Raw genomic sequence first — 15274 nt, forward strand, 5'->3', positions numbered from 1 at the left:
CTACGAAAGTGGGAGAGTAGGTCGCCGCCAGTTTTTATTTTTGAAAAAGGTTGCATATATTTTGCAGCCTTTTTTTGTTTTTTATTTTTTGTATTCCTTGGGAAAAGCATAAATAAAAAAAGCCGCAAATGAGCGGCTTTGTGTCCATTATGGAAATATTACTATCTGTCGTGATGCATAGAATTCATATCAATGTGTACTCCTAGAGTAGTGGCTATTCTTATTCCCAGCTCTATATGGGCACGGAAGAAATGGCATAACTGTTTATTGATGATTTGTTCTCTTTTAGGACCATCAATTTTTTTCATATGATTAGCTATATTATTAACTAAATTTGTTTTCTCTTCCTCAGTCATTACTTTTGAATATAATAATCCTGGTTGTGTAAAGTGGTCGTTATCATCATAATTTCTATCGTAATGAGCAACTCTATTGTTGTCAATATCATATTCTAATGCTTTGTAGGCTACATCGGGTTTAATGTTATCGAAACTATTAGGATAATAGTTCGGGGAGTCTTGATACCTTGATGAGTCTGCCATTGCACCATCTCTATGATAATTATTAACAGCAAACGGACAACGGTTAACCTCCAGTTGGTGAGCATTCACACCCACTCTATATCTTTGTGCATCCGGATAAGAGAATAGTCTTCCTTGAAGCATTTTATCAGGAGAAAAACTTATACCATCTATAAGATTACTTGGAGAAAATGTAGAGAGTTCTACATGTGCAAAGTAATTTACCGGTATTTCATTAAGCTCTATTTCGCCAACCTCAATAAGCGGATATTCCTCGTGAGGCCATACTTTAGTAATGTCAAAAGGATTCCATTTAAATTCATTGGTTTGTTCTTCTGTCATTATTTGAATGTACATTGTCCATTTTGGAAAATTTCCGTTTTCTATTGCATTTACCAAATCTTCTTGTGCAAAATCTGGATTTTTCCCTTTCATTTCCTCGGCTTCTGCTTCGTTGAAATTTTTGATGCCTTGTTGGGTTTTGAAATGAAATTTTACCCAAACTCTTTCATTTTGATCATTAATCATTGAAAAAGTATGAGAGCCATAGCCATTCATATGCCTATAACCATAAGGGGTTCCTCTATCAGACATTAAAATAAGGACTTGATGAAGAGATTCCGGGTTTAGAGACCAAAAGTCCCACATCATCGTGTGGCTTTTCAAATGTGTTCTTGGGTGTCTTTTCTGTGTATGGATAAAATCAGGAAATTTTTTAGCATCTTTGATGAAGAACACAGGAGTGTTATTACCTACCAAATCCCAATTTCCGTCTTCGGTATAGAATTTTATGGCAAATCCTCTGGGGTCTCTTTCTGTATCGGCACTTCCCATTTCACCACCTACGGTAGAAAATCGGGTAAATATTTTACAAGTATTTCCTATTTTAGAAAATATTTTTGCTCTTGTATATTTTGTAATATCGTGGGTTACGGTAAATTTTCCGTATGCACCTGTGCCTTTTGCGTGAACGATTCTCTCTGGAATACGCTCTCTTACGAAGTGTGCTAATTTCTCTTGCAGTACAAAATCCTGAAGAAGTACAGGGCCTCTCGGGCCTACAGTTTGGGAATCTTCGTGTTCATAGTAGGGGCTTCCTGCTGCTGTTGTGATTTTCTTTTCGTTCATAATTGTATAATTCTGTTATTTTTCAACAGCAAAATTATAAATAAACCACTTAAACCAATTATCTTTGTGATAAATATTTTCGATAACAATTATTTACTTCCTATAAATTATGAATATCCAACAATTAGAATACCTCATTGCCGTAGATAAGTACAAACATTTTGGTAAGGCTGCACAGGCGTGTTTTATTACCCAGCCTACTCTCAGTGCGATGATACAAAAGCTGGAAGAGGAATTGGATGTCAAGATTTTTGATCGCTCTACTCATCCTATACGGACTACGGATGCAGGAGTACAGCTGATAGACCATGCACAAAAAATTATAGATGAAGTAAATAATATGAAGGATAAGGCATTATCTATGAATAATTCTTTGGCAGGGAAATTATCCTTAGGAATTATTCCTACTATTTCTCCATTTATTTTGCCTACTGAGATATTTGGCTTTTTATCTCAAAATAAGAAAATAGAAATGGATGTGAAAGAAATGAATACGGATAATGTGATTAAAGCACTTAAAAGTAGTGAAATAGATGCAGGAATTATTGCTACACCTTACCACCATGCAGATGAATTTTTTAGTGATGCATTGTTTAATGAAGAATTGATGCTCTATTCTTCTGTTTTTTCGGAGCGTAAGAAGACGGATGAATTTGTTTTACCGGATAAAATAGATGTGGATAAGGTTTGGCTTTTGGAAGAAGGGAACTGCCTTAGTACACAGTTTCAGAATATTTGTAAATTAAAAGAAAATCATCTGACACCGAAGAATCTATCGTTCAAAGCTTCCAGTATCAGTACTTTGTTACAAATGGTGGATACCGTAGGGGGACTTACACTTTTACCAGAACTTGCCGCCAAACAGCTGCACGAAAGTCGGCAGTCTAAAATATCAAGATTCCAAAAGCCGTTTCCTTATAGGGAAATTAGTTTGATTTATTATAAGCCTACTTATAAACAAAAAATATTAGATGAATTGGTAAAATATATTAGAACGCACCTTCGTCCTCTGCTCAATTATGAAAAATCACCTCAAGATTATATTAGCATAAAACCAGATTAAGTATCTGATTATTAGTGTTAAATTTTATTGAGGCATTTTTAATCAAAAAATATTTTGATAATTGAGCAAGGGGTGTGTATATTTGTAGCCAGAAAAGAGGAAAAATTTGACTGATTGCAACCTCTAAAAAAAATGCTAAAACAGATTTTTCTATTTTAGTTTCTCAGTAAAGGCAATCATTAAGTTTTTCTATTTAATATTAACCTCAAATAAACTTAAAAGTATGTCTTATTTATTCACATCAGAATCCGTATCCGAAGGACATCCTGATAAAATTGCAGATCAAATTTCAGATGCATTAATAGACCATTTCTTGGCCTATGATAAAGATTCTAAAGTAGCTTGTGAAACTCTTGTTACCACAGGACAAGTCATTTTAGCAGGAGAAGTAAAATCTAAAATTTATTTAGATGTACAGGGGATAGCACGAGGAGTTATCAATGAAATAGGCTATACCAAAGGAGAATATATGTTTGACGGAAATTCTTGCGGAATTTTATCAGCCATCCACGAGCAATCTCCGGATATCAATATGGGAGTGGATAGAATAACCGATGATAGTGATTTTGAGACGAAGGCTAACGCTCAAGGAGCAGGAGACCAAGGAATAATGTTTGGTTATGCTACAAATGAAACGGAGAACTATATGCCTTTGGCACTGGATTTGGCACACGCTTTACTTAAAGAACTTTCTGCTGTAAGGAGAGAAGGTACGGAAATAGAGTATCTGCGTCCTGATGCCAAAAGCCAAGTTACCATAGAATATTCTGATGAGCACAAACCAATTAGGATTGATAGTATTGTCATCTCTACCCAGCATGACCCCTTTGATAGCAGTAATGAGGTAATGCTGAAAAAAATCAATGAGGATATTAAAAATATTTTAATCCCAAGAGTGAAAGCAAAACTACATACAGATATTCAAAAACTATTTGATGAATCTACAAAATATCATATTAATCCTACCGGAAATTTCGTAATAGGAGGGCCACATGGGGATACGGGGCTTACGGGTAGAAAAATTATTGTAGATACCTATGGCGGTAAAGGAGCTCACGGAGGTGGAGCATTCTCAGGCAAAGACCCATCAAAAGTGGATAGGAGTGCAGCGTATGCTATGAGACATATTGCTAAAAATTTAGTGGCAGCCGGTATAGTAGACGAAGTTTTGGTACAAGTATCTTATGCCATCGGTATAGCCGAGCCTTGTGGATTATATGTCAATACTTATGGTACTTCTAAGGTTCAATACACTGATGGCGAGATTGCTGAAATCATTAAAAAATTATTTGATTTGAGACCTTACGCCATAGAGCAAAGTCTAAAATTGAGAAATCCTATCTACTTGGAAACAGCCGCTTACGGACATATGGGAAGGACACACTATGTCGCAGATAAAATTTTCAATCCAGGAAAGCCCAATGAGAAGATTATTAAAGATTTAGAATTTTTCACTTGGGAGAAATTGGATCGTGTGGAGGATATTAAAAAAGCTTTTGGAGTTTAATAGAAAGTTCTGTTATTGTTTTTATCAATGGGTATGATAAAAAAAAATTATATGACAGATTTTAGGATATTACATATTATTTACTTACCTTTGAAATCAACTGAAAAAAATAACTTATTATGTCATTTGAATTACCAAAATTAGGATATGCATACGATGCATTAGAGCCTAGTATTGATGCCAAAACTATGGAAATCCATTACACAAAGCACCATCAGGGCTATGTAAGTAACCTTAATGCGGCAATTGCAGGAACGGATTTAGAAAATAAATCTATCGAAGAAATTTGTAGAACACAAAGCGATAAGCCTGCGTTGAGAAATAACGGAGGTGGGCATTACAACCATACTTTGTTCTGGGAAATCCTTACACCAGGAGGAAGCAAAGAGCCTGTGGGGAATGTGAAAGCGGCAATCGAAAAAATGGGAGGTTACGAAAAATTCAAAGAAGATTTTTCTCAAGCTGCGAAAACCAGATTTGGTTCAGGCTGGGCTTGGCTTTGCAAAAAAGAAGATGGCTCTTTGGAAGTTTGCTCTTCTGCAAACCAAGATAATCCTTTAATGTCGGGAGTAGGATGCGAGGGAACACCTATCTTAGGCTTAGATGTATGGGAACATGCCTATTATTTAAATTACCAGAATAGAAGACCTGACTATGTAGAAGCATTTTTCAGTGTTATCAATTGGGATAAGGTAGAAGAAAAATATAACAAGTAGAAAAAACTTCGTTAATAGAAAAAGGCTGCCCAATATAGGACGGCCTTTTTTTGTAAGTTTAGTTAATACTATTTTTTCTTAGCACCTGCAACAGCTTTTGCCAATTCAGCACCAGCTTTGAATTTAGCTACTTTTTTAGCAGGAATTTTGATTGCTTTTTTAGTAGCAGGGTTGATACCTTGTCTTGCTGCTCTTTCAGTTACAGAAAAAGTACCGAATCCTACTAAAGAAATTTTACCGTCTTTCTTTTTAAGTGTTTCAGTAACACATTTCATGAAAGCTTCTAATGCTTTTTTAGCATCTACTTTTGTAATTTCGGCATCTTTTGCCATTGCATCGATTAGTTCAGACTTGTTCATAATATTATTGTTTTAAAGTTAGTTAATGTTACAGAGCAAAGTTATAAATATTTTTGACATATGCAAAAAAAAACAATAAATTTTTAAAAAACATACTTTACTTTGTTGTTTAATTAGAATATTACAAAGTTGAAATACTGATTTTTGTTAGGTTTTTTTAAAAAAATTAATGTTGTATATATATGGTTTTTAAAGTTTTATGTTGTTGTACTTTGTTAGGAAAATAGTGGTTTAAATTATTTCACAATTCTATATATTTATTTTTTTTGGATTGGGAAGTTTTGCTTTCTTTCTTTTTTCCATCTTTCTCCGAGTAAATAACATATCATAAAGCCTAATGCAAAAATGCAAATTCGTGAGATAAGGTCTCCTGCTCTAGTATAAAATGTTGATTTATTGTATAATTTTATATAAGCAGTGAGAGTGGTTTTATCTCCGTAAAAGGTGTCTTCTAAAATATTTCCTCTGGCATCAATATGAACAGAAATACCACTATTTGCAGCTCTTGCTATTTCTCTACGATTTTCAATAGCCCTTAGTCTGGCGTATGCCATAAGTTGTTTATGTCCTTGTGTGGTACCCCACCAAGAATCATTGGTCATGATCCCCAGAAAATTAGCTCCTTTTTTTACATATTCTGTTACATATTCTCCGTAGATGCTTTCGTAGCAGATGATTGGTGCGATAATTCCCTTGCTGAACGGACTATGGAATACTTTTCGTTCTTTATCTGAACCTAATGATGAAATCGTTCCGCCAAAATTGAGCATTGCATCTCCCAGCAGGGGTTTTAGAATACTTATGTAAGGGAAAATCTCCACCCCGGGCACCAATTTCCCCTTGTGGTAGGTTTGCACTTTTTGGTTGGGAATAATTGCTAATGCGGCATTATAATCATCTACCCAAATATTTTGTGATGGGTAAAACCTGCTGGTTTCCGTTTTTAATAGTTCGTTTCTATAAATACGATAAGTAGATGCACCTCCTACGAATACAGATTTAGGATTTTTTGCCAAAAATTCTTTTATCGTATTTATCATTCTGCTGTCTCCGAACCCTTCCTCCGATATTCCTCCATATCCGGGGAAAGAAGTTTCCGGTGTGAGATAGAAATCTATATTTTTTGAGCGGCTGTTTTCTGCCAAGCTCAAAAATTCATTGACAATTTCTAAGCTGTCCTTCCGGTATTTTTCAGAATAAGGATTTAAGTCGGGCTGGATCATCATTACTTTTACTTCTCCTACGGGTTTATCGCTGAAATTTTTATATTTGAAAAAGGATATCAGCATAGGAAACATGATAATCATCAGTAGGATAGAGGTGTTTTTAATCAATGTTTTCTGCACTCTTCCAGCTTCCCATATTCTTAAGGTATAGAATGCCATTACATTTGCACAAAGTATCCAAAAGCTACCTCCTGTAGCTCCAAAGGTGTCATACCATTGTATTAGTTTCGGATAGTCTGCAAAAGCATTTCCAAGATTGAGCCAAGGCCATGAAAACTGCCAAGTAAGATGAAATTTTTCAAAGCTCATCCAGATGACCACAAAGAAAGTCAAGCCCCAATAAGTCCCCATTGCATTTTTGTATTTATGATAAAGCCAAAATACCACACTCATAAGGAGGCTGTTCGCTATGACGGGGAATGCTACAGCCATTATAGAATGAGAGCCATCGGGGGTACGCGCCTCGTAGAGCCAGCCCGTACTCACAATATTCCAAACCGCAAAAGCCAAGTATGCACAGCCAAAGACAGCCCAGCTTTTGTACTTGATAGAACTAAATTTTGTGATATCGTGTTCCAGTATTAGTAGAGGAACAAAGGCAATGAAAATAAAGAAAGGTATGCCGTAAGTGGGCCAAGAAACACTGAATAATAATGCCGAAATAAGTGCTAAAAGAATGTATTTCATTTTTAATGACTAATGAACCCCAAATTTAGTGCTTTTTTTTATTTGTAAAAGAATTATTTATCAAGGATTGAATCTTAAATATTGTATATCTATAAGGCTTATCGTATCTTTGAAAAATAAAATATAGAAGCTATGAATTACAAACCGATACAAGGTTTTTCTAAACTGAATAAAGAGGAAAAAATAAAATGGATTGTCAGCGAATATCTTCACGATAATAGCGACTACGAGGATATTTTGAAACAATATTGGAACGAAAATACAGCACTCCAGAAACTTCACGAAGAGTTTTCGGAGAATACCATCTCTAATTTTTATATGCCATATGGCGTGGCTCCGAATTTCTTAATCGATGGAAAGCTGTTTGCTCTGCCTATGGCGGTAGAAGAAAGCTCGGTAGTGGCTGCGGCTTCCAAGGCTGCGAAGTTTTGGCTGGACAAGGGCGGATTCAAAACGACAATCATTAACACACAAAAAATAGGACACACCCACTTTATATTAGATACAGAAGCTTATAAACTCAAACATTTCTTTAACTTTACCCTGAAAAACAAATTGATAGAAGCCACGGCAGTAATTACCCGGAATATGCGGAAAAGAGGAGGAGGGATTTTGGATATAGAGCTGATAGATAAAACCACAGATTTGCCTCATTATTATCAGCTGAAAGTAAGCTTTGAAACGGTAGATTCTATGGGGGCTAATTTTATCAACTCTTGCCTGGAGCAGTTTGGTAAGACTCTGAAAGAAGAGATTAACAGCAGTAATGAGTTTTCTCAAAAAGAAAAAGATTCTCTGCAAGTGGTAATGAATATTCTGTCCAACTACACACCCGATTGTATTGTGAGGGCAGAGGTCTCTTGTAATATAGAGGATTTAAAGGACGACAGCGGTATCTCGCCGGAGGAGTTTGCGTGGAAATTTAAACAAGCCGTTACCATAGCAGAGGTAGAGCCATATAGAGCCACTACTCATAATAAAGGGATAATGAACGGGGTAGATGCCGTAGTGATAGCTACCGGAAATGATTTTCGTGCAACGGAAGCCTGTGCTCACGCTTATGCTTCCAAAGATGGCAGATATAGCTCTCTATCGCATTGTAGTACGGATAATGGCGTTTTTAGATTTTGGATAGACCTTCCCATATCGGTAGGTGTGGTAGGTGGGCTTACCAACCTGCATCCGCTCGTGAAATTTTCATTAGCACTTTTAGGAAAACCAAATGCACAGGAGCTTATGAGTATTCTTGCCGTTTCGGGACTGGCACAGAATTTTGCTGCGGTGCGTTCATTGGTTACCACAGGGATACAAAAGGGGCATATGAAAATGCACTTGTTCAATATCCTTAATCAATTTGGTGCTACGGAGGAGGAGAAGCAATATTTCGTTAATTACTTTAAGGATAAGACTGTGAGCCATCACGAAGTCATCACAGAACTAAATAAACTAAGACAAAAATAATCTTTTAAATATATAAAATATGAAAAATATAACCTTAATTATCGGAGCTTTGTATGGTATGTCGTCTGTTGTTTTGGGTGCATTTGGTGCTCACGCATTCAAAAAAATACTTAGTGTTACCGATTTGCAAATCTATGAAGTAGGGGTCAGATACCAAATGTATTCGGCACTGGTGTTGCTTATTATAGGATCTTTTCTAAAATTTGATAGTGGTATAGAAAAATGGGTGGCGGTATTGATGATGCTGGGAGCATTTTTCTTTTCGGTAAGCATTTATTTCTTGTCGTTCCAGAATGTGTGGCAGGTCAATCTTAAGTTTTTAGGACCTATCACACCTATTGGCGGGCTTATGATGATTATCAGCTGGGGACTATTGATTTATACCTTTGCAAAGATGAAGTTTTAGCAATGGTAAAAAATGCTCTTTTGATAAAATTTGGAAACCGCTGATGGATTTATTGGCTGTTTTTTGATATTTATCTCTAAAGACTTTATCGGAAGAAATAAAATGAAAAAATAAAAATTAGTATTTTGTAGCACGATATTTGCGTATGTTTTTTTAATTTTAATTTTAAACTTTTTTATTATGAAAAAAATTTTTTTATCATTAGCTGTTTTAGGATTAGTTATTGTAAGTTGCTCCAAAAAGCATGAAGATACGGCAAAAAGTACAGACTCTACAGCAGTAAACCATACAGATATGCCTGCTATGGAAATGAATACTGACGCTTGGGTAGGGGAGTACACAGGGACTTTACCGGCAGCAGATGCTCCGGGTATGGATGTAGATTTGACATTGAATGCCGATAATACCTACGATATGAAAATAGAGTATAAAGGCAAAGACGATAAATTTGAGGATAAAGGAACTATAGAATGGGATGCTTCTAAAAGCTATATTTCCCTTATAAACTCTGAAGATAAGAACGATATTCAAATCTTTATGGTGCACGACGGCGTATTGTACCAAGTAGCAGAAGTGGGGGATACAGATATGAAGCCGGATTATAAGCTTACTAAAAAGTAAGAAAAAGTTTTATAGATTTAATTTTTTAGAAATTTCCTCGAATTTCAGACGGCTGATGAGCCGTACTAATTCGGGGAATTTTTTTATGCCGTCCCAAGACGCCGAAAAGTTTTGGATGTTTTCTACGCCTAATTTTATACTGTTGAGAAAATGCGGTTTTCTCTGTATAATGCCCCTGAATCCATATGCGCCCAGTACTTGCATAAACCGAATGAGCTTAATGGGATTTATGCTTTCGGATAAAGAAATTTGCTCTTCTTTTGGGAATTTTTCTATGTAATAATCTATCATTTTCAGCCTAAAATCTTCTTGAAAATTGGCTTTAGCTTGATATAAAAAAGAAATGATATCATACATTAGAGGTCCGTACATTGCAGATTGATAATCTATGAAAAAATTATTGTTAGAGTCATCAATCATAATGTTTCTCGATTGGAAATCTCTAAGCATAAGCCCTTTTGGAGATAGATGTTCTATTAACGAAACAATATTCTTGAACTCTTTTAGAAGCGTAGACTTATGGTAAGGAATCTCCAAAACATCAATGAAAAAGTTTTTGAAGTAATATAAATCGTGTGTAACGGGCAGCTCTGTATAGCTTTCGTACTCAAAGGTATTTCGGTAATTTATTTTTCCTTGTGTTTTTATTTGCAAAGTATAAAGATTGTCCAAAACACTTTTTGTGAGAGCCTCAATAGTTTCATAAGGAGGATTTTTAGAGATGATGTCGGATAAAGTCCTGCTACCAAGATAGCTTTGGATATAGATAGTTTCATCTTCGGATACGGCAGATATTCTCGGGGTATTGAGGCCAAGATTGGAAAATATTTCCGAAAAATAAAAAAACGCATGGTTTTCCCGCAGATTTTCATTTTCGGTAACGATGTATTTGTTTTCGGTAGTTTCTACGAAATAATTGACCCGAGACGAGCCACTTGCCGGCAGAGTGGAGAACGCTGTGATTTCCTCATTAATACTATTCCGAAAAAAAAGTTTTGCAGATTGTACAGACATAATGTGCAAATATAATGATTTTAGTGTGTTATTTTATATCTTTGCTCTATGTTTGAAGAATTAAAACCTACCATTAAGATTCTACTGAGATTCATTGTGATGTATTTATCTCTTTTAGGACTTTATCAGCTTTATTTGGATTCGCAAGTGGGGCTTGATGGATTTTCGCGTTTGATAGCAGAGCAATGTACCGCTCTTCAGAATGTTTTTGGATATCCTTCGGAGCTTTATTCTAATCCTAAATATCCGGATACTGTTTGGTTTTTGGTCAATGGAATTTCACATTTAAGGATGATAGAGAGATGCAATGCCGTATCGATAATGATATTGTATGTTGCTTTTGTTTTTGCATTTTACAGAGGGTACAAAACTTTTATTTTTGCATTGGTAACCCTTCTCTTTTTACATATAATCAATGTGTTTAGAATATTAATGCTCAATATTATTTATAGTATTTCTAATGAATATGGGGAAATAGCACACGATTATATGTTTCCAGCCATCATCTATGGCAGTATTGTGTTATTCTGGCTGATATGGCTTAAGTTTTTTGTAATTAAGAAAAAAAATGAGGCGTAAAATAATTAGCTGGATACTTGTATTATTAGGGATTTTAGGTCTTATATCGGTTAAATTTTTAGAGGGTAAGATTTTTTATGATCCTATGATTAAGTACTTTTCTGCAGATGGATTTTCTCATCCTGATTTTCCTCATCTGCATTGGGGGAAACTTATTGTGGGGCACTTGTTTCGTTTTTTTCTTAATGCATTTTTTTCGACGGTCATTATTCAGTTTATGTTTAGGAATAAACTCTGGACACTTCAAGCGGTCGTTCTTATATCGGTGGTTTTTGCCATTACATTTCCTATGTACTTGTATTGCCTTTATACCGAATTCCAGTGGGGCGTTCTGATTTCTTTCTACATTAGGCGGTTTGTAATCCAGCCATTGCTGCTGTTAATGATCATTCCAATATTCTATTATAAGAAAGAGATGGGGAAATGATGATGTTTAGAAAAACCACTGTGCCACCAAAATACCTGTAATCACACAGATTAAATCTACCAATAGCATTGTACTGAGGGTGTATCTCACATTCTTTATATTGACGGCACCAAAGTAAACGGCTATGACATAGAAAGTGGTCTCGGAGCTGCATTGAAATATGCTCACGAGTCTGCCAGTGAAGGAGTCTGCACCATACATTCTCATAGAATCAATCATAAAACCTCTGGAGCCTCCGGAGCTGAATGGCCTTAGTAATGCTACCGGAAGAGCATCGGTAATGGATTTGCTTAGCCCGAAAAGTTTGAAAAAACTAGCCAATCCATTGCTGATAATTTCAAAAAGCCCGCTGTTGCGGAATAACGAGATCGCCATTAGAATTCCCAAAACATAAGGGAAAATCTTAACGCCGGTCTCAAAACCGTGAACAGCTCCCTTTACGAAAGAATCAAAAATAGTAGTATCTTTCTCTATGAATTTCTTTTCGTGTATAAACGCCAGAAAGAGTATAATCCCAATGATAGCCAACAGCATCACGCTTGAGAGGTTGTTGGTGAAATAGTATTTAGAAAGGAGGTCGAGACTGTTGATATAGAGCATCAGTCCGATAATTGCGGATACTATGGTGAATATGGAAGCAATAAGAATTGCTCGGAAAAAATTGATCCTCTGTCTAATTCCAACGATAATTAGAGCGGCAAGGGTACCTATAAACGAAGTAATAATACACGGAATCATCACATCTGCCGGATTGGAGGCGTGCTCAGCTGCTCTATATCCTATAATGGAAGTCGGTAGCAGAGTAAGCCCCGCTGCGTGGAGGCACATAAACATAATTTGGGCATCACTGGCTTTGTCGGGAGTCTTGTTGAGGGTTTGCAGGCTTTCCATTGCTTTCAGTCCAAAGGGAGTAGCGGCAGAGTCTAATCCTAAAAAGTTGGCGGTAAAATTAAGGGTCATATACGATATAGACTCGTGGTTTTTAGGAATAGAAGGGAATATCTGGGAGAATAGAGGGCTAATAAATTTTGCCAACCGCTCGGATGTACCGCTGTCGATAAGCAGCTGCATAAGCCCACAGAAAAACGCAAGATAAGCCATCATAGGGATAATGAGGTCCACTAAGCTGCTTTTGGCAGTAGGCAGAAGTCCGTCGGATTTCATTTCGCCTTGGTAGATATGTACAATGTCTCCCTGCAATACATAGGTTTTACCGTCTATTTCTACGCTGTCTTTTGAGTTCTTGTTTTGTTTTAATGGATAAGTGATGGTAGGAGGGAGGTCTTTTAGATAGGATTCTTGTACTAATAGCTTGTCACCTTTCTCTCCACTAATGAGGTTTGCCAGAGAGTAGGTAGATCTAAGTACAAAAAAATCTACAAATAAAAATAATATTGATGATAGAAATAATATTCCCCAAAATCTACTTAATGCCATAGTTGATATATCTTTGTTTTATTATCGCAAATATAGTTAAATAGTCTCAACTATTCACCTCAAAAGTATTATACTTTATCATAAATAAAAAAAGCTCCCTTTTGAAAGGGAGCTTCAATATATATCTGTACTAAACAAAATTAGCTGTTTTTTTTGTTAATAAAAGTTAAAACATAGGGATTTTAACAAAAAAAATCGGCAGATTTAGCAATTCTAAATCTGCCGATTGGGTTTTATAAGTTTGATAACTTTAATCTACATCTTTGTTTAAAAAACGATTTTCTTTTATTTCTATTTTACCATCTTGGTTTACAGAAACATAAGATTCTATTGTGCTTTGAGAAGGCGTATCGTAATTATCCAATTTGATATTTCTTCTTTTGAAAGCCGGTACGGTATCAAACTGCGTGATTTCATCGGATTGTTGATAGCGGGAATTAAATTGCTGTAACTTATTTCTCCTCTCTATCGTCTTGTTATTTACAGGTTTTTCAATGAATTTTATATCTTCGATTTCCGCTATTGTATCAAGTGCTTCATTTGTTTCTTCTGGAGTTTCTGCCACAAATTCTTCTGCAATATGTTGGAAATAAACTTCCTGCTGAGGTTTTTCTACAGAGGGCATCTCATTTTTGATGGTGAATTTGAATTCCAGCGGCTTTTCTTCTTCCTTTTCATAAGCCACAGATTCCTCAGACGGCAAACTATCCACTATTTTCACAGGAGTGTCTGTATGCTCTTCGGTATATATATCATCAGCCTCAAAGTCTTTGTAGGAGAATAGATTAAATTCTTCATTTTCCTTATCTGAAAAATCAAAAACCATATCATCATCTTCCTCCTCTTCCAAAAGTTTTACCTCTTGCTCTACGCTATTTGATGGACTAAACTGCCCATTACCTTCAATGCTGAATTTTGGCATTTCATAATCTTCATCAGCATCGTTTAAGTCTAATGAAATACTGTTTTTCTCTTGTGGAGTAGTTTCGTTATTTGATACTGATTTTTTTACTTCTATACTTGATTTAAACGGAGATTCTCTTCTTCCTTTTTTATCATCAATAGGAATTTTGATAATTTGTTCAGAGCCGCTAAGTTTAGGTTGCTCGTTGCTAAATCCTGTTGCAATCACCAATACGCGGATAGAGTCTCCCAATTCTTCATCGGTTCCAATACCGAAAATAATATTGGCAGTATTTCCTGCTTCTTTCTGTATGTAGTCATTGATTAAACTAAACTCGTCCACAGTAACTTCCGATTCTTCTTCTGAACCACTCTGGATAAGTAGTAAGACATCTTGTGCACCTGTAATTTGGTTGTCGTTAAGCAATGGAGAGTCTAGTGCTTTTCTTACCGCTTCTTGTGCTCTGTTTTCGCCTGAAGCTACTCCTGTGGACATAAGAGCCGTGCCGGAATTTTCCAGTACAGATTTAGCATCTCTAAAGTCAATATTAATAACGAAAGAGCCGGTAATCACCTCCGCCATACCTTTGGCAGCGTTGGTCAATACCTCATCAGCTTTTGCAAAGCCTTGTGTAAAGCTAAGGTTGCCGAATTGTTTTCTAAGTTTATCGTTATTGATGACGATGAGAGAATCCACATTGTTGCGTAGTTTTTCCAACCCTATTTCAGCTTGCTCGAGACGGCGTTTCCCTTCAAAGCTAAACGGCATAGTCACAATACCCACAGTAAGGATACCCATATCTTTTGCTGTTTTTGCAATGATGGGTGCAGCTCCGGTTCCAGTTCCGCCTCCCATACCCGCTGTTATGAAAATCATTTTGGTGTTTTGTCCTAAAATAGCTTTGATGTCGTCTATGCTTTCTAGTGCTGCTCTTTCTCCCACTTCAGGATCTGCACCGGCCCCTAATCCTTCGGTAACACTAAGCCCTAATTGTAATTTATTAGGAACGGGACTACTGTCTAATGCTTGTGCATCTGTATTGCAAATGACAAAATCCACACCGTGTATTCCTTTTTCGTACATGTGTTTTAGGGCGTTGTTGCCGCCTCCGCCTACGCCGATTACTTTAATGATAGAAGAATTTCCTTTTGGTAAGGTAAATTCAAATCCTGAATTAGTAGTATTTTCCATTTTTAATATTTTTTATTTCTTTATTTT

General features: G+C 36.1%; 14 protein-coding genes. 8 read left to right on the top strand and 6 right to left on the bottom strand.

Translation table 11 applies throughout. From position 1 onward, the window contains the following. Window positions 1–161: 161 nt before the first annotated feature. Window positions 162–1649 carry a catalase gene (locus tag BLS89_RS09045; RefSeq protein ID WP_092737685.1) on the bottom strand — a complete coding sequence of 496 codons (1488 nt, stop codon included), beginning with the start codon at window positions 1647–1649 and terminating at the stop codon, window positions 162–164. 109 nt (window positions 1650–1758) lie between these two features. On the opposite strand from BLS89_RS09045, the gene BLS89_RS09050 reads away from it, so the two are divergent. The 3 genes from BLS89_RS09050 to BLS89_RS09060 all read left to right on the top strand — a co-directional run bounded on the left by BLS89_RS09050 (window position 1759) and on the right by BLS89_RS09060 (window position 4935). Then, window positions 1759–2712: a LysR substrate-binding domain-containing protein gene (locus BLS89_RS09050; protein WP_092737687.1), complete on the top strand. Its 954-nt coding sequence runs from the start codon at window positions 1759–1761 to the stop codon at window positions 2710–2712. Window positions 2713–2935: 223 nt separating this feature from the next. Continuing rightward, on the top strand, window positions 2936–4219 hold the full coding sequence (gene metK, locus BLS89_RS09055) for a methionine adenosyltransferase (RefSeq protein ID WP_092737689.1): 1284 nt from the start codon (window positions 2936–2938) through the stop codon (window positions 4217–4219). 119 nt (window positions 4220–4338) lie between these two features. After that, a complete protein-coding gene (locus tag BLS89_RS09060; RefSeq protein ID WP_092737690.1) occupies window positions 4339–4935 on the top strand; it encodes a superoxide dismutase in 597 nt (198 codons plus the stop codon). Window positions 4936–5003: 68 nt separating this feature from the next. Here the strand turns inward: BLS89_RS09060 and BLS89_RS09065 are convergent, their stop codons facing one another. Continuing rightward, window positions 5004–5294 (bottom strand): HU family DNA-binding protein, encoded by a 291-nt coding sequence (locus BLS89_RS09065; RefSeq protein WP_092737692.1) that lies wholly within the window; start codon window positions 5292–5294, stop codon window positions 5004–5006. A gap of 257 nt (window positions 5295–5551) precedes the next feature. Beyond that, window positions 5552–7207, bottom strand: coding sequence for an apolipoprotein N-acyltransferase (lnt, locus tag BLS89_RS09070; RefSeq protein WP_092737694.1), 1656 nt, complete (start codon window positions 7205–7207; stop codon window positions 5552–5554). A gap of 132 nt (window positions 7208–7339) precedes the next feature. Between lnt and BLS89_RS09075 the strand changes: the two genes are divergently transcribed. The 3 genes from BLS89_RS09075 (at window position 7340) to BLS89_RS09090 (ending at window position 9695) form a co-directional block, all read left to right on the top strand. After that, window positions 7340–8668: a hydroxymethylglutaryl-CoA reductase, degradative gene (locus BLS89_RS09075; protein WP_092737696.1), complete on the top strand. Its 1329-nt coding sequence runs from the start codon at window positions 7340–7342 to the stop codon at window positions 8666–8668. 19 nt (window positions 8669–8687) lie between these two features. Further along, window positions 8688–9074, top strand: a complete 387-nt coding sequence (locus BLS89_RS09080) for a DUF423 domain-containing protein (RefSeq protein WP_092737698.1) — start codon at window positions 8688–8690, stop codon at window positions 9072–9074. 180 nt (window positions 9075–9254) lie between these two features. Continuing rightward, window positions 9255–9695: a copper resistance protein NlpE gene (locus tag BLS89_RS09090; protein ID WP_092737702.1), complete on the top strand. Its 441-nt coding sequence runs from the start codon at window positions 9255–9257 to the stop codon at window positions 9693–9695. A 9-nt stretch (window positions 9696–9704) separates the two neighbouring features. On the opposite strand, the gene BLS89_RS09095 is transcribed toward BLS89_RS09090, so the two are convergent. Continuing rightward, complete coding sequence (locus tag BLS89_RS09095; RefSeq protein WP_092737704.1) at window positions 9705–10709, bottom strand: aminoglycoside phosphotransferase family protein; 1005 nt, start codon at window positions 10707–10709, stop codon at window positions 9705–9707. 48 nt (window positions 10710–10757) lie between these two features. Between BLS89_RS09095 and xrtF the strand changes: the two genes are divergently transcribed. Together xrtF and BLS89_RS09105 are read left to right on the top strand one after the other, a co-directional pair. After that, window positions 10758–11288 carry an exosortase family protein XrtF gene (gene xrtF / locus BLS89_RS09100; RefSeq protein WP_092737706.1) on the top strand — a complete coding sequence of 177 codons (531 nt, stop codon included), beginning with the start codon at window positions 10758–10760 and terminating at the stop codon, window positions 11286–11288. Further along, window positions 11278–11715 carry an exosortase F system-associated membrane protein gene (locus BLS89_RS09105; protein WP_092737708.1) on the top strand — a complete coding sequence of 146 codons (438 nt, stop codon included), beginning with the start codon at window positions 11278–11280 and terminating at the stop codon, window positions 11713–11715. The genes xrtF and BLS89_RS09105 overlap by 11 nt, the downstream gene beginning before the upstream one ends. Before the next feature lie 6 nt (window positions 11716–11721). On the opposite strand, the gene BLS89_RS09110 is transcribed toward BLS89_RS09105, so the two are convergent. Then, window positions 11722–13152, bottom strand: a complete 1431-nt coding sequence (locus BLS89_RS09110) for a nucleoside recognition domain-containing protein (protein ID WP_092737710.1) — start codon at window positions 13150–13152, stop codon at window positions 11722–11724. A gap of 250 nt (window positions 13153–13402) precedes the next feature. After that, a complete protein-coding gene (gene ftsZ / locus BLS89_RS09115; RefSeq protein WP_092737712.1) occupies window positions 13403–15247 on the bottom strand; it encodes a cell division protein FtsZ in 1845 nt (614 codons plus the stop codon). Between the last annotated feature and the right edge of the window lie 27 nt (window positions 15248–15274).

Origin of the sequence: Riemerella columbipharyngis (assembly GCF_900101995.1) — a bacterium.
Lineage (GTDB): Bacteria > Bacteroidota > Bacteroidia > Flavobacteriales > Weeksellaceae > Riemerella > Riemerella columbipharyngis.